This window comes from Bradyrhizobium diazoefficiens USDA 110 (assembly GCF_000011365.1).
In the GTDB taxonomy this organism is placed as follows: Bacteria; Pseudomonadota; Alphaproteobacteria; order Rhizobiales; family Xanthobacteraceae; genus Bradyrhizobium; species Bradyrhizobium diazoefficiens.
Genome location: NC_004463.1, coordinates 8,578,006 through 8,604,896, shown reverse-complemented (window position 1 = coordinate 8,604,896; position 26,891 = coordinate 8,578,006). Strand labels below are relative to the sequence as shown.

Genomic DNA, 26,891 nt, shown 5'->3' with positions numbered 1-26,891 from the left:
CAGGAGAGCTTTATGATCACGCTTTACGGCTTTGGCACCGGCTTCGGCCTGCCGGAAATCAGCCCCTTCGTCACCAAGACGGAGGTGCAGCTCAAGATGGCGGGACTGCCCTACCGGAAGGAGCGTGCGATGCCGCCCGCCTCCCCCAAGGGGCAGCTGCCGTTCATCGACGACGGCGGCGAGGCGGTGGCCGATTCCACCTTCATCCGCGCCCATATCGAGCGCCGCTACGGCTTCGATTTCGACGCCGGGCTCTCGTTGCAGGAGCGCGCACAGGCCTGGGCGTTCGAGCGCATGATCGAGCATCACGTCTATTGGGCGCTGGTCGGCGCGCGCTGGGTCGATCCGATCAACTTCGCCAAGGGCCCGTCGCATTTCTTCGACGGCGCGCCGGAACACAATCGCGAAAAATTGCGCGAGGATGCGCAATTCCGTGTCGCCGAGAACTATCTGCTCTCCGGGCTCGGCCGCCACGCACCGGACGACGACGTCGATCTCGCGGTGCGCTCGCTGTTCGCGCTTTCGGTGCAACTCGGCGACAAGGCCTATCTGATGGGCAACAAGCCCTGTGGTGTCGATGCCACCGCCTTCGGCGCACTCGCCGGAATCCTGACGCCGTTCTTCGAATCCGGTTTGCGGCAGCGGGCCGAGGGCTTCCCGAACCTCACCGCCTATGTCGACCGCATGATGGACAATTACTATCCGGAGTTCGCCTGGACCCCGCTGCGGCAGGCGGCTTAGCGTCGCCTCAAGGAAGCCAAAAGAAAAGAGCCGGCCCATCGGGCCGGCTCTCGTCGTCTCGAAACTGTCGCAGCGCTTACTTCACCAGCGTGTACTTGCCGTTCTTCACCGTGAGCAGGATGCGCGAGCGCTCGTCGAGGCCGTAGCGGTCCTTTTCGGTGAAGTTGTAGACGCCCTGGCTCGCAGCCAATTCCTTCTCCGACAGCAGCGCCTGGCGGATCGCTTCGCGGAATTCCGGCGTGCCGGGCTTGGCCGTCTTCAGCGCGGTCGGGATGACTCGCTTCAGGATCTCGAAGGCGTCATAGGAATGGCCGGCGAACTGGCTGCGGCTGTTCGGGCCGTACTTGCCTTCATAGGCCGAGTTGAGCGCGAGGCCCGGCTTCTTGGTGGCGGCTTCGTCCGGCTGGTCCTCGGGGTCCATGACGGGGCCCGAGGCCATCAGCACGCCTTCGGCCGCTTTGCCGGCGATGCGGATGAAGTCCATGCTGGCGGCGCCATGGGTCTGGTAGATCAGGCCCTGGTAGCCACGCTCGCGCAGCTCGGTCTGCGGCAGCGCGGCCGCAGTGCCGGAGGCGCCGACCAGGATCGCGTCGGGATTGGCGGCGACGAGCTTGAGCACCTGTCCGGTCACCGACGTATCGGGACGGGCGAAGCGCTCCTCGTCCACGATGGTCATGCCCATCGGCACGGCCTGCGCCTTCAGGTCGTTGAACCAGAGGTCGCCGTAGGAATCGGAGTAGCCGATATAGCCGAGGGTCTTCACACCCTTCGACTTCATGTGGTCGTATAGCACCTTGCCCACGATCGGGATCGGCTGCGGCATCGCCACCGACCACTTCATGCGCTCGGGCGTGATCGGGAACGGCGCGAGGCCGAAATGCGGAATGCCGGCTTCGTTGGCGACGTTGGAGACCGCGATGGTCGGCGGCGTCAGCGCCGAGCCCATGATGATGTCGGCCTTGGATTCGGTCACGAAGCGGCGGGCGTTGGTGGTCGCGGTGGTGGGATCGCCGCCGTCGTCGAGCACGATCACCTTCAGCGGCACGCCGCCGATCTCCTTCGGCACGAACTCCAGCGCATTGCGCTCGGGAATGCCGAGGGCGGCGCCCGGGCCGGTCGTGGTGGTGGTGATGCCGATGGTGATTTCGCTGGTCTGCGCCAGCGCGGGCAGGGCCGGCAGGGCAAGCGTCGCCGCGGCGATCGCGGCGGTCAGGTAAAAGCGTTTCATCTATTGTTCCTCCCTTGACGTGTTTCTTTGAAAGCAGAAATCGGGGGGTAATTCAGCCCCCTCTTTTGGTGATGCGGCGATTTAGCTCCCCGATCTAACTTCCCGTAAACTTGGTCACCATTTCCGCCGGAAACGGTGCCGATTTCAGCTTCTCCGGATTGGCCGGGTCGCGGCCGACCAGGACGCGGGTCTCGAATGCCTCGATGGCGAGATCGGCGGTCTTGTAGACATTGTGCTTCACCTCGAAGCTCGAGCGCTTGATGCTCTCGATCTTCGTCTCGATGGTGATCCAGTCGCCATGGGTCGAGGGGATGTAGAACTTGGCCCGCGTGTCGACCATGGGGATACCGACCAGGCCGTATTTGTGGACCAGGTCCTGCTTCGAGAAGCCGGCCTTCTCGAACAGGACCGAGGTCGAATCGTCGAACATGCTGAAATAGCGCGGGTAATAGACGATGTTGGCGGGGTCGCAATCGCCCCATTGGATCTGTACGTCGCGCCGGTTCACGAACATGTGGTTGGTACTCGTTGGGGCCGGCTCTCACCTCTCCCGTAGGGAGAGGTCGAATTGCGCAGCAATTCGGGTGAGCGGTTTCGGTCTCTCGATAGTGCAAAGCCCCTCACCCGGCGCTGCGCGCCGACCTCTCCCAATGGGAGAGGTAAGGTCGAGGACGCTGCTGCAATATCGCTCATGAATTTACTTCGGCGCCATGCGCAGCGAGCCGTCGAGGCGCACCACCTCGCCGTTGAGGTACGAATTCTCGACCATGTGCAGCGCGAGCGCGGCGAACTCGTCGGCATTGCCGAGCCGGCGCGGGAAGGGGATCGCGGCCGCGAGCGAATCCTGGGCTTCCTGCGGCAGGTTCGCGAGCAGCGGGGTGAGGAACAGGCCGGGCGCGATCGTCAGCACGCGGATGCCGAACTGTGCGAGCTCGCGCGCGATCGGCAGCGTCATGCCGACGATGCCGCCCTTCGAGGCCGAATAGGCCGACTGGCCGATCTGGCCGTCATAGGCGGCCACGGAGGCGGTGTTGATGATGACGCCGCGCTCGCCGGTCGCCTGCGGCTCGAGCTTGGACATCTCGGTTGCGGCGAGGCGGAGCATGTTGAAGGTGCCGATCAGGTTGACCTTGATTACCTTGTCGAAATCGGCGAGCGCCATCGGGCCGTCGCGGCCGACGACGCGTTTTGCCACGCCGATGCCGGCGCAGTTGACCAGCACGCGCGCGGGGCCGTGGGCCTTGGTCGCCTGCGCGATCGCAGCTTCAGCGGAAGCGGCGTCGGAGACGTCGCAGGTCACCGCCACGCCCTTGATCTCGGCGGCGACGGTTTCGGCGAGCTTGGCATTGAGGTCGCACACCGCGACCTTGGCGCCCTGCGCCGCCAGTTTTCGCGCGGTCGCCGCGCCCAGCCCCGATGCGCCGCCGGTGACGATGGCTGCCTGATCCTTCAACAACATGGCGTTCTCCTGTAGCGATGGTTTCTTAGCCGACCGATATCACACGGTCCGATGGATTGGCAGCGTAGAGCTCGTCGATCAGCGCGCCGCGATGCTCCAGCACCGCGCGCTGGTTGATCGAGCCCTTGTCGGTGACCTCGCCCTTGTCGATCGAGAGCGGCGTGTCCATCAGGATCGCGCGCGTGATCCGCGTCGAGGAACCGGTGGCCGAGCCGAGGAAACGGGTCAGGCGCTCGCGAAAGGCCTCGCGCACCAGCCGGTCGCGCGTCGCGACGACGAGGTCGTCGGCCGGCAGCGTCGGGTTGACCAGCCTACAGCCGTCGAGGTCGAGCACGACCAGCGCGGAGACCTCGTCGCGGTTGATGCCGGCGATGACGACGTCGCGCACCAGCGGTGCGCAGGCCGCAACGAAGCGCGCGCGCAAGGGGCCGACACTGACCCAGGTACCGCTCGCGAGCTTGAAGTCCTCGCTGACGCGGCCGTCGAAATCGAAGCCGGCGTTGAGATCATCGGGATCGGCAGGCTTGAGCGCGTCGCCCAACTTGTAGAATCCTTCTTCGTCGAAGGATTTTGCGGTGATATCCGCCTGGCGCCAGTAGCCGGGCATCACGTTCGGCCCCTTGGCGCGGACCTCGAGCTTGCCGTTGTTCGGCACCAGCTTGGCGTCGTTGCCGGAGACGGGGAGGCCGACATGGCCGGAGCGGCTGGTGCGCGGATTGACCGACATGAAGAACGGCGCGGTCTCGGTCGCGCCAAGGCCGGTCAGCATCGGCACGCGATAGCCTTTTTCCTTCACCGCGAGCTCGTCGAGGCTGTCCCAGACGAACGGCGACAGCGCCGCGCCCGAGAAGAACATCGCATGCAGCCGGTCGAAGAATTTCGCGCGCAGGCCCTGGTCGTCGCGCAGATAGGGCAGCAGCGACTCATAGCCCTTCGGCACGTTGAAATAGACGGTCGGCGAAATCTCCTGGAGATTGCGCACGGTCTCCTCGATGCCACCGGGCATCGGCTTGCCGGCGTCCAGATACATCGAGCCGCCATTGTAGAGCGTCAGGCCGATATTGTGGTTGCCGCCAAAGGTGTGATTCCAGGGCAGCCAGTCGATGATGACGGGCGGCTCGTCCTTGAGGAAGGCGAGGGTCTCGCGCAGCATCACCTGGTTGGCGCAGATCATGCGCTGGGTGTTGATGACGGCCTTGGGATTGCCGGTCGAGCCCGACGTCAGCAGGAATTTCGCGATCGTATCGGGGCCGATCTTGCCGTGGACTTCGTCGAGATCGCCGCGGATCGGCGTCGCCATGAGGTCGGCGAGCAGCGTGACGTCGCGGCCCGCCACATGGCCGTAGGAGGCGGCGATCTCGGTGCCGAGCGAAACATTGGCAGCGAGCGCATCCGAGAACTTGTCGGCGTCCTCGGCGAAGACGAGGCCGGGCGTCAAGAGCTTCATCAGATAGGAGAGCTTGCCGTAATCCTTCGACACCAGCGAATAGGCCGGCGACACCGGGCAGAACGGAACGCCGGCATAGAACGCGCCGAAGGCCAAAAGCGCATGGTCGATCGAATTGCCGGAGAGGATGACCACCGGCCGGTCCGCCGACAAGCCGCGCTGGATCAGCGCCGAGGCGATGTGCCGGCTCGCGGTGAGCAGCTCGGCATAGGTGATCTTGCGCCAGCCGCGGCCGCCTTCGCGCTCCGCCATGAAGACGCGGTCCGGCGTCGTCGTCGCCCAATGATGCAGACGGTCGGTGATGCGGACGGAATAGTCGCCGAGCGGCTGCTTCGGCCGCAGGTAGATCGTCCCGTCCTCACGCCGTTCGATATTGACGACGGGATCGCCGAACGAAATCGGCCGCAGCGGGAAAGTGCTTGCGCCGCGCTCCGTGCCGGAAGAGGACGGCTGTGCATTCATGACTTTGGCTTCACCTTGGCGGTCTTGTGCTCGAGGAATTCGCGGATCCTGCGCTTTGCTTCCTTGTCGCTCTGGGCGACGGTGGCCATCAGCGATTCCATCAACAGGCCGGTCTGCGGATTGGCTTCCGCGATCATCGGCAGCGCCTGGAGCACGGCGAAATTCGTCAGCGGCGCGTTGGAGGCGATCTTGGTCGCAAGCTCAAGCGCCTTGCCGAGCCCGTTGCCGGCTTCGGTCAGATATTGCGCAAAGCCGTAGGAAGCGCCTTCGGTCGCGCTATAGACGCGGCCGGTCAGCATCATGTCCATCATCCTGGCAACGCCGATCAGCCGCGGCAGCCGCACCGAGCCGCCGCCGCCGACGAAGATGCCGCGCTGCCCCTCCGGCAGCGCGAAATAGGTCGAGGGCTCGGCGACGCGAATATGGGCGGCGCAGGCGAGCTCCAGCCCGCCGCCGATCACGGCACCCCGGAGCGCGGCGATCACGGGCACGCGGCTATACTGGATGCGGTCGAACACCCGGTGCCACATCTGCGAATGGAGCAGCCCGCCGGTCGCGTCGTGCTCCGTCAGTTCGGACAGGTCGAGGCCGGAGGAGAAATGGTCGCCGATGCCGTGGATGACGACCGCGCCGATATCCTCGGGCAGGGACGCAAAGCACTCGCCGATTTCCAGGATGATGCCGTCATTGAGCGCATTGCGCTTGGCCGGCCGGTTCAGGCCCACGGTCAGAACCCTGTCGGCCCGCTCGATCCTCAACAGCCCGGAGGCACCCGCGTCAGCGGTCTCGGCGTTTCCCTGTGTCATTTGCGTCCTTATCAGAATAGTTATGTTGTATAACGAATTTACAAGGAGTCAACAAGGGAGGCCCTCCCTGGCGTCGGGGCAGCTACGCTCGTCTCGGCTCCCCCGGGGAACGGGTAGCCGCCGATGTCATCAGCCCATCGCCACCCGGTCGCCCTTGGTCCCGTGCTCGCGCCGGTCGAGCCACATCGTGCCGAGCGCAAACGCCAGCCACCCGAAATTGTAGGCAAAGCCTACGATCAGAACGACCCAGCCGGGAATCGGTCCGACGGCGGCGCGATCGATAAGTTCCGTCAAGGTCATTGCAGGCGTCGGATGGATTGCAATCTTGCCGTAATAGGCTGTCGCCTGGATGGCGAATATCCAGACGTAGTTGCGACGCAACCGCCGTCCGGTAGCGCGGACAAATGAAATGTGATGGCGGGGCGCAGTGTAGTCGCGCGCGAGAACGGCCTTCCAGCTATCGTCGTGCGCTTCACCGGTGAAGATTGGCGCATAGAAATTCCTCTCCAGCCAACGAGCCCGGGCACGCCAGACATTGAAATAGCGATAACGCCGCGCCTCCATACCAAGGAACACGGCAAGGAGCAGTCCGACAAGCACGAGTGGTAGAGGCGAAGCCTCCGGGCTCGAAAATGTCGTCGACAGCGCGATGCCCATCGTGACGATCGCCCAATTGGTCGTGTTGTCGAGCCGCGTTCGCCAGATCGTCGATCGATAGACCTCGCCGCGGTAGAGATGAGCGATGGCGCCCATTTCGGCGGAGTCGAAGGTGTGTTGGGGGACTGGTTCGCTGGAAGCCATAAGAGACATGGTGGGACTCCCGTGGTCTGCACAACTTGGTGCAGATCACATTCTGAACCAGGTTCGCCCTGGGTCAAAGACCGATTCCTCACATCACCTGATGGACGTCGATCACGACGCGGTCCGCGTGGCGTGCGGCTGAAGCTACAAAAATGTGCTCCATCAGCCAGCGATACTTTTCATGCCCGGTCTCGAACCGCGGCACGGTCCGGAAATAGATCAGTTTCGGATCGACCGGCTCGCCGCGCTTGAGCTCTTGCAGCAGCTCGACCGGGCCGAAGCGGATGCCCTTGTTCTCGACATAGACGATGGCGCCGTCGGCGGTCTCGAAGGCGTATTTCGCTTCTAGGTCGATCAGCTCGTTGGGGCGGATGGTCTGGAAGTCGGCGCCGAACGGCAGCACCTTGCCGGTGACCGCGCCCGTCACCTCGCCGCCGATGATCGGAATGATGCGGCGGACCCCGATGCCGGTCTCGCCGGCGGTGACGACGTCGCCGATGCGGGCGGTGATGGTGAAGACGTATTTGGTGTCGAGGGTGGGGGTCATGTGTCACTCCAACGGTCACACGGTCACACGGTCAGAAGGCGCCGGTGTCTTCGCCTCTCCCCGCCTGCGGGGAGAGGCCGGAATGCGCGCGTAGCGCGGATTCCGGGTGAGGGGGAGTCTCCGCGAGTCCGACTGTCACCGTCCTCGCGGAGGCTCCCCCTCACCCCAACCCTCTCCCCGCAAGCGGGGCGAGGGAGATCACCGCCGTTGCGGCGAGAACCCGCATTCAATCCATCATTAATGCGCCATCATCCGCGTCGGCAGCCAGGTCGCCAGCAGCGGGAAGGCGATCAGGATCACCAGCCGCACCAGATCCGTCGCCACGAACGGGATCACGCCCTTGAAGATGGTGGAGAAGGAGACGTCCTTCACCACGCTTTTTATGACGAAGACGTTCATGCCGACCGGCGGGTGGATCAGGCCGAGCTCGACGGTCATCACGATGATGACGCCGAACCAGATCGGGTCGAAGCCGAGATGCATGATGACGGGGAAGATGATCGGCACGGTGAGGATGATCATCGCCATGGCGTCCATCAGGCAGCCGAGCACGAGATACATCACCATGATCAGTGCCAGCACGCCGTAGGGGCCGAGGCCGAGGCCGGTCAAAAATTCCGTCACCTTCTGCGGCGTCTGCGTCACCGTGAGGAAATAGCCGAAGATCAGCGCACCGATCAGCACGGTGAACACCGCGGCGGCGGTGCGCGTCGCCTGGAGCAGCGAGGCCAAAATCTTCTCGCGGTCGAGCCGGCCGGTGAAGACGCCGATGATGAAGGCGCCGGTGGCCCCGACGCCGCCGGCTTCCGTCGGCGTGAAGCGCGGCAGGAAGGGCAAGCCGTAAAGGCCGCCGATGACGAAGACGAACAGCAGGACCGGGGCCCAGATCTCCTTCAGGCCGGCAAAGCGCTCGCGCCACGGCAGCACCTTGCCCTTGGGCAGGAAGTCCGGCCGGAAGTATCCGATCAGGGCGATCGTGATCATGTACATGGTCATCGCCAGCAGGCCCGGAATGATGCCGGCGATGAAGAGTTTTCCGATGTCCTGCTCGGTGATGATGCCGTAGACCGCCAGCACGGTGGAGGGCGGCAGCATCGCGCCGAGCGTGCCGCCGGCCGCGATCACGCCGGTGGCGAACGACTGCGGATAGCCGAAGCGGCGCATCTCGGGGTAGGCGACGGCGGAGAAGGTCGCGGCGGTCGCAACCGAGGAGCCGCAGATCGCGGCAAAGCCGCCGCAGGCCCCGACGGTGGCGATGCCGAGCCCGCCGCGCAAATGTCCGACGAACCCGTTGGCGGCGCGGAACAGCTCGCGGCTCATGCCGGAATTGCTGACGAAGGAGCCCATCAGCAGGAACATCGGGATGACGCCGAACGTGTAGTCGGTGACCGTGCGCATCGAGGTCTGGCCGACCAGTTTCAGCGCCGGCGTGGCGCCGACCAGATAGGAGAAGCCGGAGACGCCGACGAGGCCCATGGCCATGCCGACGGGCACGCGCAGCAGCATCAACGCAAACAGGGAAACGAAGCCGATTACGGCGACGGCATCGGTGCTCATGATTACTCCGTCGCCTTCAGCTTGGGGTCGTGCATTTCTTCGGGATGGAAGATCAGCCGGTAGGTGCGGATCGCGATCAGCAGCACGGCGGAGACGTCGCCGATCCAGGCAATCGCGAAGAACGGCCAGGTCGGCATGTGCATGTCGAAGGTCTGGACGTTGTCGTTGTAGGTGCCGCGCACCTTGTCGAACAGGGTCCAGGTCTGCACCGTGACGACGAACAGCAGCACCAGGGTCGCGAACACGTCGATCCAGCGCTGATAGCGCGGCTCGACATTGCCCCAGACCAGGTCGACCGTGATGTGGGTGCCGCGATAGGAGGTCGCAGCGATGCCCCAGAAGATCAGGATGCCGAGCAGCATGCGGCCGATGTCGAAGCTGTCGGGGATCGAATAGTTCAGCGTGTTGCGCAGCAGAACCGACACGAAGATGTCGAGCGCGACGAGGCCGACGAAGCCGGCCGCGATCCATTCGATCGTGTCGATAAAGCGATCCATCCAGGCGCGCTTCATGGGTGTGTCCTGAGTGATGTCATTCTCGCTCTCGGCTCAGAAGGCGGTCGTTCGCCTCTCCCCGCTTGCGGGGAGAGGCCGGAATGCGCGCGCAAGCGCGGATTCCGGGTGAGGGGGGCTCTCCGCGAGTCCAACTTTCACCGTCCCCGCGGAGACTCCCCCTCACCCCAACCCTCTCCCCGCAGGCGGGGAGAGGGGGAGGAAGCGTCGTGCGCTCCTAACAGCGCACTTGCAGAATGACGGCGGCGAGATGTCTCTCGCCGCCGCATCTGTTTCAACGAAGCGCTACTCCGCCAGCGCGTTGTACTTCTTCAGCGAGGCCTTCAAATCCGCCAGCGCGGCGTCCGGATCGGCGCCCGCTTTCTTGGCGCCGTCGCCCCAGGTCTTGACCAGCGGCTCGGCGGCTTTCTTCCAGGCCGCGGTCTGCTCTTGTGTCAGCTTGTAGACCTCGTGCCCCTCTTCCGCCTTCACCTTGTCGACGCCGGCGTCCTCGAACTTGCCCCAGTGCTCGCCGACCACGCCGGCCATCTCGACCGAGCAGTTCTTGTCGATTGCGGCCTTCTGCTTGTCGGACATCGCATTGTACTTGTCCTTGTTGATCACGAACACGAAGGTCGTGGTGTAGAGCGGCGCCTCCATGTCGTACTTGGTCACCTTGTCGATGCCGAACAGCACGAGGGAACCCCATGGGAAGGTGACGCCGTCGGCGACGCCGCGCTCGATGATGTCGCGCACTTCGGGCGCGGAGGACTGCACATTGGTGCCGCCGAGCGAGGTGACGAAGTTCGCCATGGTGGCGTGCGCGGGACGGATCTTCAGCCCCTTCACGTCCTCCGGCATCACGATCTTCTTGGTTTTGGAATGGAAGGAGGAGGGCGAGTGGACGAAGGCGAGGCAGTATTTGACGTCCTTCATCTCCTTCTCGGCATATTTGCGATACCAGGCGTCGAGCCCCATCGAGCCGCCCTTGGCATCCGAGATCAGGAACGGCAATTCGCCGGCGCCGACGATCGGGAAGCGGCCGGGCTGATAGCCGGGATTGACATAGGTGACATCGGCGATGCCATCGCGCGCCATGTCGTAATGATCGAACGCCTTGCCGAGCTGCTGGGCCGGAAACACCTTGCCCGTAATGGTGCCGCCGGAATCCTTGTTCACCGCGGCCACCCAGTCTTCCAGCGATTTTTGCAGCGGGTGCGATGCCGGCACCCAGTGCGAGATCTTCAAGTCGAAGGTCTTGTCCTGCGCCAACGCCGGCGTCACGCTTGCTGCGAGCAACAAAGCCAGACAGGCTTTCCTCATCACACGTCTCTCCCTGTTTTCGACGGCGGGCTTCGATGGCCCGGTCTCGTTATTTAACATGTTATCTAATTGGCCGGCGCGTTCAAGCCGGAATTGGCGCGCACGTTGTCGCGTCCTGTACGTCAGCCATGTTGCATGGATTTGTCGATGCTAGCGCGACCAGCACTCCCCTTTTGCCCAACCGTTATATGATATAATTAACTTGCGCGGATCATCGCGACAAGCGAGCCGCGACGAAAGCCTACAGGATCGGGAGGAGCAAGTATTGCGGACAAAAGTCGCAATCATCGGGGCCGGGCCGGCTGGATTGTTGCTTGGGCAACTGCTGCACAATTACGGCATCGACAATTTCATCCTGGAGCGGCAGAGCCCGGACTACGTGCTCGGCCGCATCCGCGCCGGTCTTCTGGAGGAGGGAACCGTCGCGCTGCTCGACCAGGTCGGTGCCGGCGTGCGGGCGCATGCCGAAGGCCTGGTGCATGAGGGCATTGAGCTGGCCTTTTCCGGCCGCCGTCATCGCATCGACATGAAGGCCGCGACCGGCAAGACGGTCATGATCTACGGCCAGACCGAGGTCACGCTCGACCTGATGAACGCGCGTAAGGCGGCCGGCCTCGATACGGTCTACGAGGCCAAGGACGTGCGACCGCATGATTTCGACGGCAGTCACCCGCGCGTAACCTGGGTCAGGGACGGCGTCACCCACACGCTCGATTGCGATTTCATCGCCGGCTGCGACGGTTTTCATGGCGTCAGCCGCGCCAGCGTTCCGGCCTCGGCGATCGAGGAGTTCGAGCGGGTCTATCCGTTCGGTTGGCTCGGCATTCTCTCCGAGACGCCGCCGGTCAGCCACGAGCTGATCTACTCCAACCACGCCCTCGGCTTTGCGCTCTGCACCATGCGCTCGATGAAGCGCAGCCGCTACTATGTGCAGTGCTCGCTGGACGACCATGTCGACCAATGGCCCGACGACCGCTTCTGGGACGAATTGAAGCGTCGGCTCGACCAGGAGGCCGCCGACAGCCTCGTCACCGGTCCCTCGATCGAGAAGAGTATCGCCCCCTTGCGCAGCTTCGTCGCCGAGCCGATGCGCTTCGGCAAAATGTTCCTGTGCGGCGATGCCGCCCACATCGTGCCGCCGACCGGCGCCAAGGGACTGAACCTTGCGGCCAGCGACGCGCATTATCTGTCGAGCGCGCTGCGCGAATTCTACGACGAGAAGTCCAGCGCCGGCATCGACGCCTATTCCGCCAAGGCACTGGCGCGCGTCTGGAAGGCGGTGCGCTTCTCCTGGTGGATGACCTCGATGCTGCACAAATTCCCCGACACCGGCGCCATCGGCGCCCGCATCCAGCTCGCCGAACTCGACTACGTCACGCAGTCGCAGGCCGCGATGTCGTCGCTGTCGGAGAATTATGTGGGGCTGCCGTTTTAGAGAAGTGCCGTAGGGTGGGCAAAGCGAAGCGTGCCCACCAGCTATGCGTTTGTGGAGAGATGGTGGGCACGGCGCGTTGCGCCTTTGCCCACCCTACGGGCGTTGCATTCCTCGCAACGCCGCCGCCCGTTTCAAACACCCGCGCAAATTCCGTTTAAAACTTTGTAGGTGATGCGTCCGCCACGCCCATCGCGTTCAATGCTGGCAACCAGCAACGCGAGACAGCGATGACCGCCACCGACATTCCCGCCGGCTTCGAGCCGCATTTCCGCAAAGCCCCGCTCACCGATCCCTGGGAGCCGCTCTACTCGAAGAAGGCCGACAAGGCCGTGATCATCGGCCTGCGCCTGGCCAAGCCGCACACCAACGCGCGCGGGCTCATCCATGGCGGACTGATCGCGGCGCTCGCCGATGCCGCCATGGGTTACAGCTGCGCACAGGCGACCGGCTGGACGACGTCCTTCGTCACGATCTCGTTGTCGGTCGACTATGTCGGCGCCGCCGAAATCGGCCAGTGGCTCGCGGTCGAGGGCGAGGTGATCAAGACCGGCAGCACGATCTGTTTCGCGCAGTGCCTGGTCAAGGCCGACGACACCGTGATAGCGCGGGCCAGCGGGACGTTTCGGGTGGTGCCGAAGAAGGGCTAGCTGTCATTCCGGGGCGATGCGAAAGCATCGAACCCGGAATCTCGAGATTCCGGGTTCTCGCTTTGCGAGCCCCGGAATGACCGCCTTCACCCAAACCGCCACTCCGCCGTCTCCACCACGAGATCGACGAACGCGCGCACCTTGGCCGAGAGCAGGCGCGAGGTCGGATAGACGACATGGATGGGCAGCGCCGGCTGCTCGTATTTCGCCAGCACGACCTTCAGCCGCCCGCGCTTCAAGCCCTCGGCGGCCTGATAGGCCAGCACCCGCGTGACGCCGCCGCCGGCCTCGGCATATTGCAGGGCGGCGTCAGCGCTATTGCTGGTGAGGCGCGGGTTCGTCGTCACCTCGATGTCGCGGCCGTCCTGCATGAAATGCCAGCTGGCGGATGGTCCGAACTGGATGGTCTGGTGCGAGGCGAGCGCTTCCGGCGTCTTCGGTTCGCCATGGCGCTTCAGATAGCCGGGCGCGGCCACCACGATCCGCCGCATCTCGCCGACCTGGCGCGCGACGAGGGACGAATCGGCGAGATGGCCGATCCGCACCGCCACATCGACGGCGTCTTCCACGAGATTGACGAGATGGTCGGACAGCCGCAATTCGCCGGCAACCTCGGGATAGCGCTTCAGATAGGCGGTCATGACCGGCCCGACATGCAGCCGGCCGAAGCCGACCGGTGCCGACACCACCAGCCGCCCGCTCGGCCGGTTACGCTCTTCCCGCGCCGAGCCGTCGGCCTCCTCGACATCGGCGAGAATGCGCCGCGCGCGCTCCAGATAGCGTGTGCCGACATCGGTCAGCGTCACCTGCCGCGTGGTCCGCTGCAACAGCCGGGCGCCGAGATGCTCTTCCAGCGCCGCGATCAGCCGCGTCACCGCCGAGGGCGACAGGTGCAACTTGCGCGCCGCCGGCGCAAAGCCGCGCAGATCGGCAACGGTGACGAACACGTGCATGGCTTCCAGGCGGTCCATGGCATTATTGCATATATTGCAATGATGAAGTGTCAAGCCGGCGGATTGTTTTAAACGCCGAAAGGTCCATTTTAATCGCCGAAAGACGCAGAAATGCGCCGGGATTCCAGGAGATGTTCCGATGACGGCAACCCTCACCTACGCCAGCGACGTGGCGTTCACGCCGGCGGTGAAATCGATCCAGACCCGAAAGGGATCGCGCGAAGGCTATGCCCATGCCGAGCAGCGCGGCTGGCGCACCGAGGTCGATGAGAACCTCGCAGCGTTCCTGGCCGATGCCAACAGCTTTTATTTCGCCACCGCCTCTGCCGATGGCCAGCCCTATATCCAGCACCGTGGCGGGCCGAAGGGGTTTTTGAAGGTGCTGGATAAGCAGACGTTGGCTTTCACGGACTACGCCGGCAACCGGCAATACATCACGCAGGGAAACCTGTCCGAAAATCCCAAGGCCTACATCTTCGTGATGGACTACGCCCATCGCCGCCGGGTGAAGATCTGGGGCGAGGCGCGCGTGGTCGAGGATGACGATGCGCTGACGACGTCGCTGATGCCGAAGGGATATCGCGCGCGGCCGGAGCAGGTGATCCTGTTCAAGATCGCGGCCTGGGACACCAACTGCCCGCAGCACATTCCGCAGAAGTTCGATGCGACGGATGTCGCGGCCGCGCTGGCGGCGAGGGATCAGCGGATCGCCGAGCTGGAAGCGGAGGTGGCGGCGTTGAAGGAGAAGGCGGCGAGCATCTAGGCGCGAATCTCGTCGCATTCTTCGGTGTCATGCCCCGCGAAGGCGGGGCATCCAGTACGCAGCGACCTATCGATTCGACCACGGTCTTCTCGGAGTACTGGATCGTCCGCCTTCGCGGACGATGACAGTTGAGTTCGTGGCGACGCCTCAGAACTACAGAACGCTCGCACCTTCGTGCTGGAAGCCGAGATAGCTCGCCGCAACGCGTTCGTTCGCGGCGATGTCGCTGGCCTTGCCGCTGAGCACGAACTCGCCGAGCTCCATCACATAGGCCTGGTCCGCGATCTTGAGCGCGGCCTGCGCGTTCTGTTCGACCAGCAGCACCGAGACGCCGGCGGTGCGGAGCTCGGTGACGATGCGGAAGATGTCGGCGACGATAATCGGGGCGAGACCGAGGCTCGGTTCGTCCAGCATCAGGAGCTTCGGCTCGCCCATCAGCGCGCGACCCATCGCGAGCATCTGCTGCTCGCCGCCGGAGAGCGTGCCGGCGAGCTGCTTGCGCCGCTCCTTCAGCCGCGGGAACAGCGTGTAGACCCGCTCCATCGAGGCCTTCGACTTGCTCCGCTCGATGCGGAAGGCCCCGAGCTCGAGATTGTCCTCGACATTCATGGTCACGAACAATTCGCGGTGCTCCGGGACGAGGCCGAGGCCCATCGCGACGCGGTCCTCGATGTCGAGCCGGGCGAGGTCCTGGCCTGCGAAGGCGACGCGGCCCTTCAGCGGCAGAATGCCCATGATGGCCGACAGCAGCGTGGTCTTGCCGGCGCCGTTGGCGCCGACGATGGTGACGATCTGGTTCGCCCCGACCTCGAGCGAGACCGAACGCACGGCCTCGACCTTGCCGTAGGCGACATGCGCGTCGGTGACGGACAACAGCGCGCTCATGCCGCCACTCCGAGATAGGCCTTGATCACTTCGGGATTGGTCTTGATCGTGGCGGGCGTGCCCTCCGCGATCTTGGTGCCGAAATCGAGCACGACGATGCGGTCGGCGAGGTTCATGACAAAGCCCATGTCGTGCTCGACCAGCAGCACGCTCATGCCGCCGTCGCGCAATTCGCGCAGCAGCCTGGCAAGCTGCTGCTTCTCCATGTGGCGCAGGCCGGCGGCCGGCTCGTCGAGCAGCAGCAGCATCGGATCGACGCACAGCGCGCGCGCGATCTCGACGATGCGCTGCTGGCCGAGCGAGAGCGAACCTGCGAGCTGGTGCATCTGGTCGGCAAGCCCGACGCGCTCGATCTGGCGTGCGGCCTCGGCGAGCAGCTTTGCCTCGTCGGCGCGGTCGAGCCGCAGCATGGAGGAGATCGGCCCCGAATGACCGCGCAGATGCGCGCCGATAGCGACGTTCTCCAGCACGGTCATGTCGGGGACCAGCTTCACGTGCTGGAAGGTGCGGGAGATGCCGAGCTTGACGATCTCCTGCGGCGGCGCGTTGTCGAGCCTCTTGCCAAGCACCGAGATCGAGCCTGAGGTCGCCGACAGCACGCCGGTGATCAGGTTGAACGTCGTGCTCTTGCCGGCGCCGTTCGGCCCGATCAGCGCGACGATCTCGCGGGCCTGGACCTCGAAGGAAACGTTGTTGACCGCGATCACGCCGCCGAATTGCTTGCGTGCCTTCTCGACCTGGAGCAGGACGCTGGCTTCGCCGGGCGCGCGGGTGCGCTGCTCCAGCTTCAGCGAGGTGTCCGGCTTCCTGCCGCGGGTAGGCTCGGGCAGGAACGACATCAGCCAGGGCCAGACGCCGCCGGGCGCGAGTTGCAACAGCGCCACCAGCATGATGCCGAACACGATGGTCTCGACCTGGCCGGAACCCGGCAGGAGCAGCGGCAGATAGCTTTGCAGCACCTCTTTCAGGACCACGACGATCGCCGCGCCCAGCACGCCGCCCCAGACATAGCCGGCGCCGCCGACCACCGCGATGAAGAGATATTCGATGCCGGCCTGTGCGCCGAACGGCGTCGGGTTCACCGCGCGCTGAAGGTGGGCATAGAGCCAGCCGGAGAGACCGGCTAGCACCGCGGCGTGGATGAACACCAGTAGCTTTGCCCGCGGCGTGTGCACGCCGAACGCCTCGGCGGCGACATGGCCGCGCCTGAGCGCGCGGATGGCGCGGCCGGTGCGGGAGTCCAGCAGGTTCATCGTGAGCAGGGCCGAGAGGATCACGGCGACCCAGATCGCGTAGTAGATCGAGCCGGGCGAGAGCATCTTGAACGCGCCGATCGACAGCGGCGGGATCGCCGAGATGCCGTCGTTGCGGCCCAAAAACTCCAGCTTGCTGAAGAGATAGAACAGGCCGAGCCCCCAGGCGAGCGTGCCGAGCGGCAGATAGTGGCCGGAGAGGCGGACGGTGACGAGGCCAAGCAGCACCGCCAGCGATCCGCTGACCACGAGCGACAACGGCAGCGTCAGCCAGGGCGACAGGCCGTAGCTCGTCGACAGCACCGCGGTGGTGTAGGCGCCGAAGCCGACGAAGGCGGCTTGTCCGAACGAGGTCAGGCCGCCGACGCCCGTCAGCAGCACGAGGCCCATCGCGACGAGGGCGGCAAGGCCGATATTGTCGAGCAGCACGATCCAGAACGGCGGCATGCCCGGGACAAACGGGATCGCCGCCATGACAAGCGCGAAGACGAGGATGGGGAGCCGGCTCTGCATCTTAGCGTCAGTCCTTCTCTTCCTCGACCGCGGGCGCGGCGAGCGAGCGCAGCAGCAGCACGGGGATCAGCAGCATGAAGACGATCACTTCCTTGTAGTTGGAGGCGTAGAAGGACGAGAACGCCTCGACGATGCCGACGACCAGCGCGGCGACGGCGGTGAGGGGGTAGCTGACGAGGCCGCCGATGATCGCGGCAACGAAACCCTTCAGCCCGATCAGGAAGCCGCTGTCGTAATAGAGCGTCGTGATCGGCACGATCATGATGCCCGACAGCGCGCCGATGACGGACGCCAGCAGGAAGGCGATCTGCCCCGACAGCGTGGTGCGGATGCCAGCGAGCCGCGCCCCTAGCCGGTTCACGGCGGTCGCGCGCAGCGCCTTGCCGTAGAGCGTCAGGCCGAAGAACAGCCAGAGCCCGACGATGAAGGCGATGGTGATGGCGTAGACGGTGATGCTCTGGCCGGTGAAACGCAGCGCGCCGGCGGTGAAAGAGCCGGACAGCACGGCAGGTCCGCGCTGGCCCTCGGCGCCGAAGAACAGCAGGCCCAGTCCCTGCAGCGCGAGGTGGACGCCCACGGAGGCGATCAGCAGCACCAGCACCGAGGTGTGCGCCAGCGGCTGGAACGCGATGCGGTAGAGATACAGGCCGATCATCGCCACGATCACCAGCGACAGCGCGATGCAGACCGCCACCGGCGGCTTCTGGGCGGCGAAGTAGATTGTCAGCGCCAGCACGATGGCCGGCAGCACGATATTGGTGAGGACGCTGCGCAGGATCAGCCGGCCATGCAGCGCCTTGCGGGCCACGAACAGGTCGAAGCCGAAGGCGCCGATGCCGAGGGCGAGCGCGAGCTTTGCCGTGCCCGGCATCTGGCCCGCGGCCAGCGAGGCATAGGTCAGCGCGCCATAGGTAACGAACTCGCCCTGGGGAATGAGGATCACGCGGGTAACGGCGAACACCAGCACCAGCGCGAGGCCGAGCAGCGCATAGATCGCGCCATTGGTGATGCCGTCCTGCACCAGGAACAGCATGATAGTGGTGTTCAAGACCGGACGCTCCCCCTCAAAGATTAAGGACCGGTCTCCGCAATCGCGGTGGATGGTCCCTCACAGCCATTGAAATACGCTGACGATATTTGATATGGTGCATAACAATTATCAAATATAACTTCAAGGGTGGCGGGCGACCCGCCCCGAATTTAGCGGGATTACGAGCACGAGGCGATGACCGTTTCCAAAACCGCTGAAAAGTCTTCAGAAAAACCGGCTGACTCGGCCAAGGGCCGCAAGGACGCGGCCGAGGCCCAGGGCCAGGGCTCTACCGATGCCCTCCAGCTCGGCGAGCTCTCCGAACAGCTCGGCTATGTGCTGAAGCGGGCGCAGCTCAAGGTGTTCGAGAACTTCCTGCGCTGCATGGCCTCGCTCCAGCTCACCCCCGCGCAGTTCTCGGTGCTGCTGCTGGTCGAGAAGAACCCGGGGCGGAACCAGACCGAGATCGCCTCCACCCTCGGCATCCTGCGCCCGAATTTCGTGGCCATGCTCGACAATCTCGAAAGCCGCGACCTTTGTGCGCGGATCCGTTCCACCAACGACCGCCGCTCGCATATCCTGGTCCTGACCGACAAGGGCAAGGCTGTGCTGACGCGGGCGAAAAAGCTCGTCGCCACCAAGCACGAGGCGCGGCTGAACGACCTGCTCGGCCAGGCCAACCGCGAAGCCCTGATCGAGATGCTCTCGAAGATCGCCAACGAGTTTTGAGCTGGGCTTAACCGCACGCTCTCTCTGCTCCCTCCCCCCTTGCGGGGGCAGGGCTATCGCATGTGGATTTCACGAGAATTGTCCGCGGGTTTGCTCCGCCTCTCCCGCTTGCGGGAGAGGCCGACGCGCCCCGGGCGATGCGAAGCATCGTCCCGAGCGCGGCGGGTGAGGGCTCTCGCCACGCAGGGACGTTCTCCGCAATCCCAGGCAATCCCGACGCGGAGACACCCCCACCCCAGCCCTCCCCCGCAAGCGGGAGAGGGAGCCGAGTGCCGATGCCGCCGCATCATGCAAACCACATGCGATAGCCCTGCCCCGCAAGGGGGAGGGAACGCAGCGGAGCGAGAAGCGCTCGCTCAATCCACCAGGATCACCCTGATATCATTCACGTTCGTCAGCGTCGGGCCGGGCATCAGCAGATCGCCGGTCGCCTCGAAGAACGTCGTCGCGTCGTTGTTGTCGAGATAGGCCTGCGGCTGGAGTGCCAGCGCCTTCATCTTCGCAAACGTGGCCGCGTCGATCAGCGCGCCTGCGGGGTCGGTAGGGTGGCCGGCGCCGCCGTCGGCGCCGTCGGTGTCGCCCGCGAGCGCGGAGATGCCGGCCGTGTCCTTCAAGAGGCCGGCGAGCGCCAGCGCGTATTCCTGGTTCGGACCGCCGCGCCCCTGGCCGCGCACGGTGACCGTGAGCTCGCCGCCGGAGAGGATCGCGATGCGCTTGCCCTGCGCACGCGCCTGCAACGCGAGTCCGGCATGATGGGCCGCGACCTCGCGCGCCTCGCCTTCGAGATCGGCGCCGAGATCAATCGTCTCGTAGCCGGCCTCTTTGGCGAGCTTCACCGCGGCGTCGAGCGACTGCTTGGGCCGCGCGATCAATTCGAATGATGCGCGCGCAAAGGCGGCATCATCCGGCTTGCAGCTTTCGTTATCGGGATTGTCGAGCGCGCGGCGCACGGCATGGTCGATATCGAGCTTGTACCTGGCCACGATCGCGCGCGCATCCGCCAGCGTGGTCGGATCGGGCACGGTGGGGCCGGAGGCGATCGCGGAGGGATCGTCATGCGGCACGTCGGAGATCGCGAGCGTCACGATCTCGGCGGCGTTCCTGCCGGCGCGCGCCAGCCGCCCGCCCTTGATGCGCGACAGATGCTTGCGCACGACGTTCATCTCGCCGATCGGCGCGCCCGAACGCAGCAGCGCCTTGTTGACCGCCTGCTTCTGCGCGAAACTGATGCCGTCCACCGGCGCGATCCAGTTCGCCGAGCCACCGCCGGTGAGCAGGACCAGAAGCAGGTCGTCGGGCCCGGCCTCGCCCGCGAGCGCGAGCGTGTCGGCCGCGCCCTTGAGGCCGGCTTCATCGGGCACGGGATGGCCGGCTTCGACCACGCGGATGCGGCGTGTCGGCACGCCGTAGCCGTGGCGCGTGGTGGCGATGCCAACCAGCCGCTCCGGCGCGAGCTTCAGCGTGTCGAGATAATGCCGCTCGGCGGCCGCGGCCATCGCGCCGGCGCCCTTGCCGGCGGCGAGGCAGATCACGCGTCCTGTCGGGGCCGGCCGCAGATGCGGCGCCAGAATTGTACTCGGATGCGCGGCGGCAACGGCGGCGTCGTAGAGCGCGCGGAGCAGGGGACGTCGGTCGGTCATGACGATGGCCTTGAGCAGACTGAAGCGATGGCGGCGAATTCGCCGTTCACCTGCCTACCGTATCATGCGCGAAAGCGTAAGCAGGGTTTACCATCATTCGATTGTGCAATCGCGTGATCATAATCGCCGCGCGACAAAAAGGCCCCCCGCGATGGTCTCGCGGGGGGCCTTTCGCGCAACTGGATGTTGCTGGACGGCTAGCCGCCGGCGTCGGCGCTGATCACGTCGCCGAACAGCTCCCAGCGTTCGCCCTTGAACTTTTCGAGCTGGAGCTGGCTGATCGGCGCGAAGTCGTTCGGCCCGGTGTTGATCTGGATGCCGGGCAGCAGCGCCTCGGTGCGGAAGTTCTTCAGGTTGGCGGCTTCCTTCATGATGTTCTCGCGCGTGAGATTGTCACCGCACTGCTTGAGGACCTGAACCACCGTCTGCGCCACGGCGAAGCCGACGATGGTGCCCTTGTCCAGCTTGTCGCCTTCCGGGAAGTACTTGGTCATGAAGGCGAGAAATTCCTTCATGCCCGCGTCATTGTTCCATGCCGGATCGGACACGTCCTTGAGATAGTCGGCCGAGATGATGTCTTGGCCGTTCTCGAAGCCGGCGGGCTTCATCACGCTGCCGACGGAGGCGGAGACGTTGTTGAGGAAGTGCAGCGGCTTCCAGCCGATCTCGGAATTCTTCTTGATCGCCTGCGCCGCGAATTTCGGCGTCGTGATGTTCATGAACACGTCGGCGCCGGTCGATTTCAGCTTGACGATGTGGTTGTCGATGGTCGGCTCGGAGGTCTCGTAGCTCTCCTCGATCACGATCATCGAGGCAGCCTTGGCTCCCAGGCCGTCCTTCAGGCCCTTGAGGTAGTCCTTGCCGTAATCGTCGTTCTGGTAGAGCACGGCGATCTTGGCGTCCGGCTTGTTCTTCAAGAGCCACTTCGCGTAGATCTGCGTCTCGCTCTGGTAGTTGGGCTGCCAGCCCATGGTCCAGGGGAAGTTCTGCGGATCGTTCCACTTGGTGGCGCCGGTGGCGACGAACAGCTGCGGCACCTTCTTCGAATTCATGTACTTCTGGATCGCCGAGTTGGGCGGCGTGCCGAGCGAGTTGAAGATGAACAGCACCTCGTCGCTCTCGACCAGCTTGCGCGCCTGCTCGACCGTCTTCGGCGGCGAATAGGCGTCGTCATAGCTGATGTAGTTGATCTTGCGGCCGTTGATCCCGCCCTCTTCGTTGATCTTCTTGAAATAGGCGGCTTCGGTTCGCCCGATGATGCCGTAGGCGGAGGCCGGTCCGCTGTAGGGCATGATGTTGCCGATCTTGATCTCGGTGTCGGTCGCGCCGGTATCGTATTTCTTCTGGGCCGATGCAGTGGAGGCCGAGGCCGCAACGAGCGCAAGCGCCAGTGACGCGGCCGCAAGTTTGCCGGTGACAGCGGGCATTCCTATCTCCCTATTTTCTTGGTGTGTGTGCGTCCCGTTTCTTGTCTTGATTGTTTTTGGCGACGCCGCCGCAATTCAATACGATTTGTCCTGTGCCTTCAACAGAAAGCCCCCGCGACGGCGTCGCAGGGGCTGCTTCTTTAGTAGTCAGGGACGGGCGCGGTCTCGTGTGCGAGTGCGAGACAGCGCGACTGCCTTGAGTTGTTTAACGCGAGTATATCGATTTTGAGTTGATCCAGCTAATGTCCCGTATCGCTCGAGATGATGTCGCCGAACAGCTCCCATTTCTTGCCCTTGAACCGCATCATCTGGAGCTGTTCGATCGGGGCGAAATTGTCCGGCGCGGTGTTGATCCTGATGCCGGGCAGCAGCGTGTCCGGCTCGAAATCCTTCAAGGAAGCGGCCTGCTTCATGACGTTCTCGCGGGTGAGGTCGTCGCCGCACATGTGCAGCACCTTCACCATGGTCTGGGCGGCGGCATAGCCGAACACCACGCCGGCATCGAGCTTGTTCGCCTTGGGATCGAATTGCGCGAGGAAGTTATAGAACTTCTTCATGCCCTCATCGGCGTTCCATTGCGGGTCCGAGCCGTCCTTGGTGTAGCTGGCCGAGAGAATGCCTTGCGAGATCTCGATTCCCGCCGGCTCCAGCACGCCGCCGACCGAGGCCGAGACGTTGGAGATGATCTGCATCGGATGCCAGTTGATCTCGGCCGCCTTCTTGATCGCCTGGGCTGCGAATTTCGGTGTGGTGATGCTGATGAAGACGTCGGCGCCCGAGGCCTTCAGCTTCACGACGTGCTCGTCGACGGCCGGCTCCGAGGTGTCGTAGGCCTCTTCCAGCACGATCATCGACGCCTTGGCCCCCAGGCCGCCCTTCAGCCCCTTCAGATAGTCCTTGCCGAAATCGTCGTTCTGGTAGAGCACTCCGATCTTCGCGTCCGGCTTCTCCTTCATGACGTATTTGGCATAGATGCGCGCCTCGCTCGCGTAGCTCGGCTGCCAGCCCATGGTCCAGGGATATTGCCTGGGATCGTTCCACTTCGAGGCGCCGCTCGCCACGAACAATTGCGGCACCTTTTTCTCGTTCATGTATTTGCGGATCGCGCCGTTGGTCGAGGTGCCGAGCGAGCCGAAGATCAGGAGCACCCCGTCGCTCTCGACCAGCTTGCGCGCCTGCTCCACCGTCTTCGGCGGCGAATAGCCGTCGTCATAGGAGATGAACTTGATCTTGCGGCCGTTGACGCCCCCCTCGGCATTGATCTTGTTGAAATAGGCTTCCTCGGTCTTGCCGATCACGGCATAGGCGGAGGCCGGCCCGCTATAGGGCATGATGTTGCCGATCTTGATCTCGGTATCGGAAGCGCCGCTGTCGTATTTCTTTTGCGCCAGCACCGGGCCAGTCATCGCAGTGCACAACGCGAGTGCGGCCGCGAGGGCCGCAACCTGAAAACGAACGGCAGTCATTGTTCTCCTACCCCGGGCTGGATCAGCGCCGCATTGAACAAGATTGACGCCCGCCGTCAACAAAAAGCCCCCGCGGTCGCCTGCGGGGGCTTCTTTACGGTCGGCTTATTGCGTCAGCGTGTCACTCGGAGGCGACGTCGCCGCTGATGATCTCGCCGAACAGTTCCCACCTCTCGCCCTTGAAGCGCTGCATCTGGAGCTGCGCGATCGGAGCGAAGTCGGTGGCGCTGGTGTTGATCTTGACCCCAGGCAGCAGGGTGTCCGGCGTGAAGTCCTTCAGGCTCGCCGCCTGCTTCATCAGGTTGGCGCGGGTGAGATCGTCACCGCACATTTCCAGCGCCTTGGCCAGGGTCGACGCGGCACCATAGCCGTAGACCATGCTGGTGTCGGACTTGTCGGCACCCGGCATGTACTTGTCGACGAACTCGTTCCACTTCTTCATGCCGGGGTCGTTGGCCCACTGCGGATCCGTCGAGTCCTTGGCATAGGCCGCCGACAGCACGCCCTGCGCGTTCTCGAAGCCGGCCGGCTTCATCACGCTGCCGACCGAGATCGACACGTTGGTCAGGATCTGGAGCGGCTTCCAGTTGAGCTCGGCGGTCTTCTTGATGGTCTGGGCCGCGAACTTCGGGGTCGCATAGATCAGCAGCACGTCGGGATTGGCGGCCTTGATCTTGACGATGTGACCGTCGATCGACGGCTCGGATACCTCGTAGCTCTCCTCCATGATGATGGTCGACGCCGCCTTGGCGCCGAGCCCGTCCTTGGTGCCCTTGAGGTAGTCTTTGCCGAAATCGTCGTTCTGGTAGAGGATCGCGACCTTGGCGTCGGGCTTTTCCTTCGTCAGCCATTTCGCGTAGATCTGCGCTTCGCTCTGGTAGGAGGGCTGCCAGCCCATGGTCCAGGGGAAGTTCTTCGGGTCGTTCCACTTGGTGGCGCCGGTGGCGACGAACAGCTGCGGGATCTTCTTGGCGTTCAGGTATTTCTGGATCGCGCTGTTCGAGGGCGTGCCGAGCGGGTTGAACACGGCCAGCACCTCGTCGCTCTCGACCAGCTTGCGGACCTGCTCCACGGCCTTCGGCGGCGAATAGCCGTCGTCATAGGTGACGAAGTTGATCTTGCGGCCGTTGATGCCGCCCTTGTCGTTGATCATCTTGAAATAGGCTTCTTCGGTCTTGCCGATGATGCCATAGGCCGACGCCGGACCGCTGTACGGCATGATGTTGCCGATCTTGATCTCGGTATCGGACGCGCCGGTGTCGTATTTCTTCTGAGCAAGTGCTGCGCCGGAGCTGAGGGTCGCGACCGCCGTTACGAGCGCGGTGGTTCGCACTATTCTTCCAAGAAACAATTTGGTCTCCTTCCTTAAGAGGGTTTCAGTTCTTTCTGAGCCTTCCGGCGAGTTGCTGGCCCAGGATTGCGATTTGCCTTGCGCCATGCGGCACGAGGTAGATGACGGCGAACAGGAGCACGCCGAACACGGCGCCGGAGAGGCCCTTGGAGATGCCTTCCGCGATGTTCGGCACGAAGATGATGAAGGCGGCGCCGACGATCGAGCCGGGCAGCCAGCCGACGCCGCCGACGACCATGCCGAGGAACAGCGAGATCGCGAGCGTGATGGTGTAGCTGTCGGGCGCCACGAACTGCACCGCGATGGCGCCGAGCGAGCCGGCGATACCGGTGATGGCCGCGGAGACGCCGAAGGCCAGGGTCTTGTACAGCGCGACGTCCACGCCCATGGCGGAGGCCGCGATCTCGTTGTCGCGGATCGCCATGAAGGCGCGGCCCGAACGGGAGCGCAGCAGGTTCACCGAGAAGATGTAGATCGCGATCACGACGACCAGCGTGAAGTAGTACAGCCACATGTCCTGCGACATCGGCAGGCCGAACGGCGCGTCGGGCTTGGTGACGACGAGGCCCTGCACGCCGCCGGTCCAGTGCTCGAGGAAGTTCAGCTTCAGAAGCTGCGGCATGGCGGTGGCGAGCGCGAAGGTCGCGAGCGCCAGATAGACGCCGGAGAGCCGCAGCGCCGGCTGTCCGAACAGGAAGCCGAAGCCGAAGCAGACCACGCCGGCGACCGGCAGCGTCAGCGCATAGTTGATGTTGAAGTGCTCCATCAGCACCGCCGTCGTATAGGCGCCGACGGCGTAGAAGGCGCTCTGGCCGAGCGAGAACTGGCCCGACCCGCCGGTCAGGATGTTCAGCGCCAGCACCGCGAGCCCGTAGATCAGAAGCATCGTCATCTGGAAGATGATGAAGTTCTTGACGAAGACGGGTGCGATCAGCAGCGCAGCCAGCACCACCAGCGAGGTGCCGGTGCCCAGCGTCATGGCGCGCTTCGGAACGGCCTCGACCGCCTGATGGCCTTCGGCGACGACTTCTTCTGCTGCGCTCATGATCAAACTCGCTTGACGATGTGCCGGCCGAACAGACCAGCGGGTTTGACGACCAGGACGGAGATGATCAGCGCGAGCGCGATCGGGAGTTTCAGCTCGTTGCCGACGCCGGGGATGTAGGTGCCGGCGAGATTCTCGAAGATGCCGACCAGGAAGCCGCCGACCACGGCGCCGAACGGGCTGGTCAGTCCGCCCAGCACCGCGGCGGCAAAGCCGTAGATCAACACGCCGCCCATCATGTTGGGCTCGAGGAACACCACGGGCGCGATCAGCATGCCGGCGATCGAGCCGATCGCGGACGCCATGCCCCAGCCGAGCGCGATCATCCAGCTCGTGTTGATGCCGACGAGGCGCGCCGATTCAGGCACCGAGGCGGCCGCGCGCATGGCAAGGCCGATCCGCGTGTACTGGAAGAAGAAATACAGGCCGAGCAGCAGCAGCACGGTGACGCCGATCATGCCGGCCTGGTGGGTCGAGATCAGCTGGCTGCCGAGGAACGGCGAAGAGCCGAACGGGGTCGGATATTGCTTGATGGTGAAGTCCCAGATCAGGCCGGCCGAGGAGTTGATGATCGCGAACAGCGCGATGAAGCCGGCGACGTTGGTCAGCACGGGCGCCTTCGCCAGCGGCTTGAACAGGATGCGCTCGATCGCGATGCCGCCGACGAAGGAGAGCGCCAGCGTGATGACGAAAGCGGCCCAGTAGGGGATGCCCCACTGCATCAGCTGCCAGGAGATGAAGGTCGAGAACATCGCCATCTCGCCCTGCGCGAAGTTGAGATGGTCGATGGCCTGGTAGATCATGACCACGGCGAGCGCCATGCAGGCATAGATCGCGCCCGTGGCGATGCCGGCCAGCACTTGATTGGTGAAAAGCTCCATCGTGCCGGCTC

25 protein-coding genes are annotated in these 26,891 nt (G+C 64.3%); 5 read left to right on the top strand and 20 right to left on the bottom strand.

Features of this window, described 5'->3' with window-relative positions; genetic code table 11:
- Positions 1-12 precede the first annotated feature (12 nt).
- Positions 13-741 carry a glutathione S-transferase family protein gene (locus BJA_RS39835; protein WP_011090573.1) on the top strand — a complete coding sequence of 243 codons (729 nt, stop codon included), beginning with the start codon at positions 13-15 and terminating at the stop codon, positions 739-741.
- Positions 742-817: 76 nt separating this feature from the next.
- Here the strand turns inward: BJA_RS39835 and BJA_RS39830 are convergent, their stop codons facing one another.
- The 10 genes from BJA_RS39830 to BJA_RS39785 all read right to left on the bottom strand — a co-directional run bounded on the left by BJA_RS39830 (position 818) and on the right by BJA_RS39785 (position 10,862).
- Positions 818-1,969, bottom strand: coding sequence for an ABC transporter substrate-binding protein (locus BJA_RS39830; protein ID WP_011090572.1), 1,152 nt, complete (start codon positions 1,967-1,969; stop codon positions 818-820).
- Between the two features lie 94 nt (positions 1,970-2,063).
- The gene (locus BJA_RS39825) at positions 2,064-2,483 is read right to left on the bottom strand and encodes an acyl-CoA thioesterase (RefSeq protein ID WP_011090571.1); all 420 of its coding nucleotides are present in this window, start codon (positions 2,481-2,483) and stop codon (positions 2,064-2,066) included.
- 183 nt (positions 2,484-2,666) lie between these two features.
- Positions 2,667-3,428 (bottom strand): SDR family NAD(P)-dependent oxidoreductase, encoded by a 762-nt coding sequence (locus BJA_RS39820; RefSeq protein WP_011090570.1) that lies wholly within the window; start codon positions 3,426-3,428, stop codon positions 2,667-2,669.
- Positions 3,429-3,453: 25 nt separating this feature from the next.
- Complete coding sequence (locus BJA_RS39815) at positions 3,454-5,337, bottom strand: feruloyl-CoA synthase (RefSeq protein WP_011090569.1); 1,884 nt, start codon at positions 5,335-5,337, stop codon at positions 3,454-3,456.
- Entirely contained in the window at positions 5,334-6,143 is an 810-nt protein-coding gene (locus BJA_RS39810; RefSeq protein ID WP_011090568.1) for a crotonase/enoyl-CoA hydratase family protein, read from the bottom strand. The genes BJA_RS39815 and BJA_RS39810 overlap by 4 nt, the downstream gene beginning before the upstream one ends.
- Positions 6,144-6,272: 129 nt before the next feature.
- Complete coding sequence (locus tag BJA_RS39805) at positions 6,273-6,953, bottom strand: DUF2270 domain-containing protein (RefSeq protein ID WP_011090567.1); 681 nt, start codon at positions 6,951-6,953, stop codon at positions 6,273-6,275.
- Positions 6,954-7,032: 79 nt separating this feature from the next.
- Positions 7,033-7,491, bottom strand: coding sequence for a DUF3237 domain-containing protein (locus BJA_RS39800; RefSeq protein ID WP_011090566.1), 459 nt, complete (start codon positions 7,489-7,491; stop codon positions 7,033-7,035).
- Between the two features lie 237 nt (positions 7,492-7,728).
- On the bottom strand, positions 7,729-9,048 hold the full coding sequence (locus BJA_RS39795; protein WP_011090565.1) for a TRAP transporter large permease: 1,320 nt from the start codon (positions 9,046-9,048) through the stop codon (positions 7,729-7,731).
- A 2-nt stretch (positions 9,049-9,050) separates the two neighbouring features.
- Positions 9,051-9,560: a TRAP transporter small permease gene (locus BJA_RS39790; protein ID WP_011090564.1), complete on the bottom strand. Its 510-nt coding sequence runs from the start codon at positions 9,558-9,560 to the stop codon at positions 9,051-9,053.
- A gap of 285 nt (positions 9,561-9,845) precedes the next feature.
- The gene (locus BJA_RS39785) at positions 9,846-10,862 is read right to left on the bottom strand and encodes a TRAP transporter substrate-binding protein (protein ID WP_011090563.1); all 1,017 of its coding nucleotides are present in this window, start codon (positions 10,860-10,862) and stop codon (positions 9,846-9,848) included.
- 265 nt (positions 10,863-11,127) lie between these two features.
- On the opposite strand from BJA_RS39785, the gene pobA reads away from it, so the two are divergent.
- Both pobA and BJA_RS39775 read left to right on the top strand, forming a co-directional pair.
- Positions 11,128-12,297, top strand: a complete 1,170-nt coding sequence (pobA, locus tag BJA_RS39780; RefSeq protein WP_011090562.1) for a 4-hydroxybenzoate 3-monooxygenase — start codon at positions 11,128-11,130, stop codon at positions 12,295-12,297.
- 227 nt (positions 12,298-12,524) lie between these two features.
- A complete protein-coding gene (locus BJA_RS39775) occupies positions 12,525-12,944 on the top strand; it encodes a PaaI family thioesterase (RefSeq protein ID WP_011090561.1) in 420 nt (139 codons plus the stop codon).
- An 86-nt stretch (positions 12,945-13,030) separates the two neighbouring features.
- Here the strand turns inward: BJA_RS39775 and BJA_RS39770 are convergent, their stop codons facing one another.
- Positions 13,031-13,915: a LysR family transcriptional regulator gene (locus BJA_RS39770; protein ID WP_011090560.1), complete on the bottom strand. Its 885-nt coding sequence runs from the start codon at positions 13,913-13,915 to the stop codon at positions 13,031-13,033.
- A 121-nt stretch (positions 13,916-14,036) separates the two neighbouring features.
- On the opposite strand from BJA_RS39770, the gene BJA_RS39765 reads away from it, so the two are divergent.
- Entirely contained in the window at positions 14,037-14,660 is a 624-nt protein-coding gene (locus BJA_RS39765; protein WP_011090559.1) for a pyridoxamine 5'-phosphate oxidase family protein, read from the top strand.
- Between the two features lie 153 nt (positions 14,661-14,813).
- Here BJA_RS39765 and BJA_RS39760 read toward each other — a convergent pair whose 3' ends face one another.
- From BJA_RS39760 to BJA_RS39750, 3 genes are read right to left on the bottom strand one after another with little or no spacing between them, the layout of a single operon-like run.
- Positions 14,814-15,545: an ABC transporter ATP-binding protein gene (locus BJA_RS39760; protein ID WP_011090558.1), complete on the bottom strand. Its 732-nt coding sequence runs from the start codon at positions 15,543-15,545 to the stop codon at positions 14,814-14,816.
- Positions 15,542-17,311: a branched-chain amino acid ABC transporter ATP-binding protein/permease gene (locus BJA_RS39755; protein WP_011090557.1), complete on the bottom strand. Its 1,770-nt coding sequence runs from the start codon at positions 17,309-17,311 to the stop codon at positions 15,542-15,544. The genes BJA_RS39760 and BJA_RS39755 overlap by 4 nt, the downstream gene beginning before the upstream one ends.
- Positions 17,312-17,318: 7 nt before the next feature.
- Positions 17,319-18,359 (bottom strand): branched-chain amino acid ABC transporter permease, encoded by a 1,041-nt coding sequence (locus tag BJA_RS39750; RefSeq protein ID WP_028173794.1) that lies wholly within the window; start codon positions 18,357-18,359, stop codon positions 17,319-17,321.
- 177 nt (positions 18,360-18,536) lie between these two features.
- On the opposite strand from BJA_RS39750, the gene BJA_RS39745 reads away from it, so the two are divergent.
- The gene (locus tag BJA_RS39745; protein ID WP_011090555.1) at positions 18,537-19,070 is read left to right on the top strand and encodes a MarR family winged helix-turn-helix transcriptional regulator; all 534 of its coding nucleotides are present in this window, start codon (positions 18,537-18,539) and stop codon (positions 19,068-19,070) included.
- A 356-nt stretch (positions 19,071-19,426) separates the two neighbouring features.
- On the opposite strand, the gene BJA_RS39740 is transcribed toward BJA_RS39745, so the two are convergent.
- The 6 genes from BJA_RS39740 to BJA_RS39715 form a co-directional block, all read right to left on the bottom strand.
- Positions 19,427-20,710 (bottom strand): glycerate kinase type-2 family protein, encoded by a 1,284-nt coding sequence (locus BJA_RS39740; RefSeq protein ID WP_011090554.1) that lies wholly within the window; start codon positions 20,708-20,710, stop codon positions 19,427-19,429.
- Between the two features lie 197 nt (positions 20,711-20,907).
- Positions 20,908-22,137 (bottom strand): ABC transporter substrate-binding protein, encoded by a 1,230-nt coding sequence (locus BJA_RS39735; protein ID WP_011090553.1) that lies wholly within the window; start codon positions 22,135-22,137, stop codon positions 20,908-20,910.
- 239 nt (positions 22,138-22,376) lie between these two features.
- Positions 22,377-23,603 carry an ABC transporter substrate-binding protein gene (locus BJA_RS39730; protein WP_011090552.1) on the bottom strand — a complete coding sequence of 409 codons (1,227 nt, stop codon included), beginning with the start codon at positions 23,601-23,603 and terminating at the stop codon, positions 22,377-22,379.
- 121 nt (positions 23,604-23,724) lie between these two features.
- Positions 23,725-24,954 (bottom strand): ABC transporter substrate-binding protein, encoded by a 1,230-nt coding sequence (locus BJA_RS39725; protein ID WP_063921556.1) that lies wholly within the window; start codon positions 24,952-24,954, stop codon positions 23,725-23,727.
- A 25-nt stretch (positions 24,955-24,979) separates the two neighbouring features.
- On the bottom strand, positions 24,980-25,999 hold the full coding sequence (locus BJA_RS39720; protein WP_011090550.1) for a branched-chain amino acid ABC transporter permease: 1,020 nt from the start codon (positions 25,997-25,999) through the stop codon (positions 24,980-24,982).
- A gap of 2 nt (positions 26,000-26,001) precedes the next feature.
- Positions 26,002-26,880, bottom strand: a complete 879-nt coding sequence (locus BJA_RS39715) for a branched-chain amino acid ABC transporter permease (RefSeq protein WP_011090549.1) — start codon at positions 26,878-26,880, stop codon at positions 26,002-26,004.
- Between the last annotated feature and the right edge of the window lie 11 nt (positions 26,881-26,891).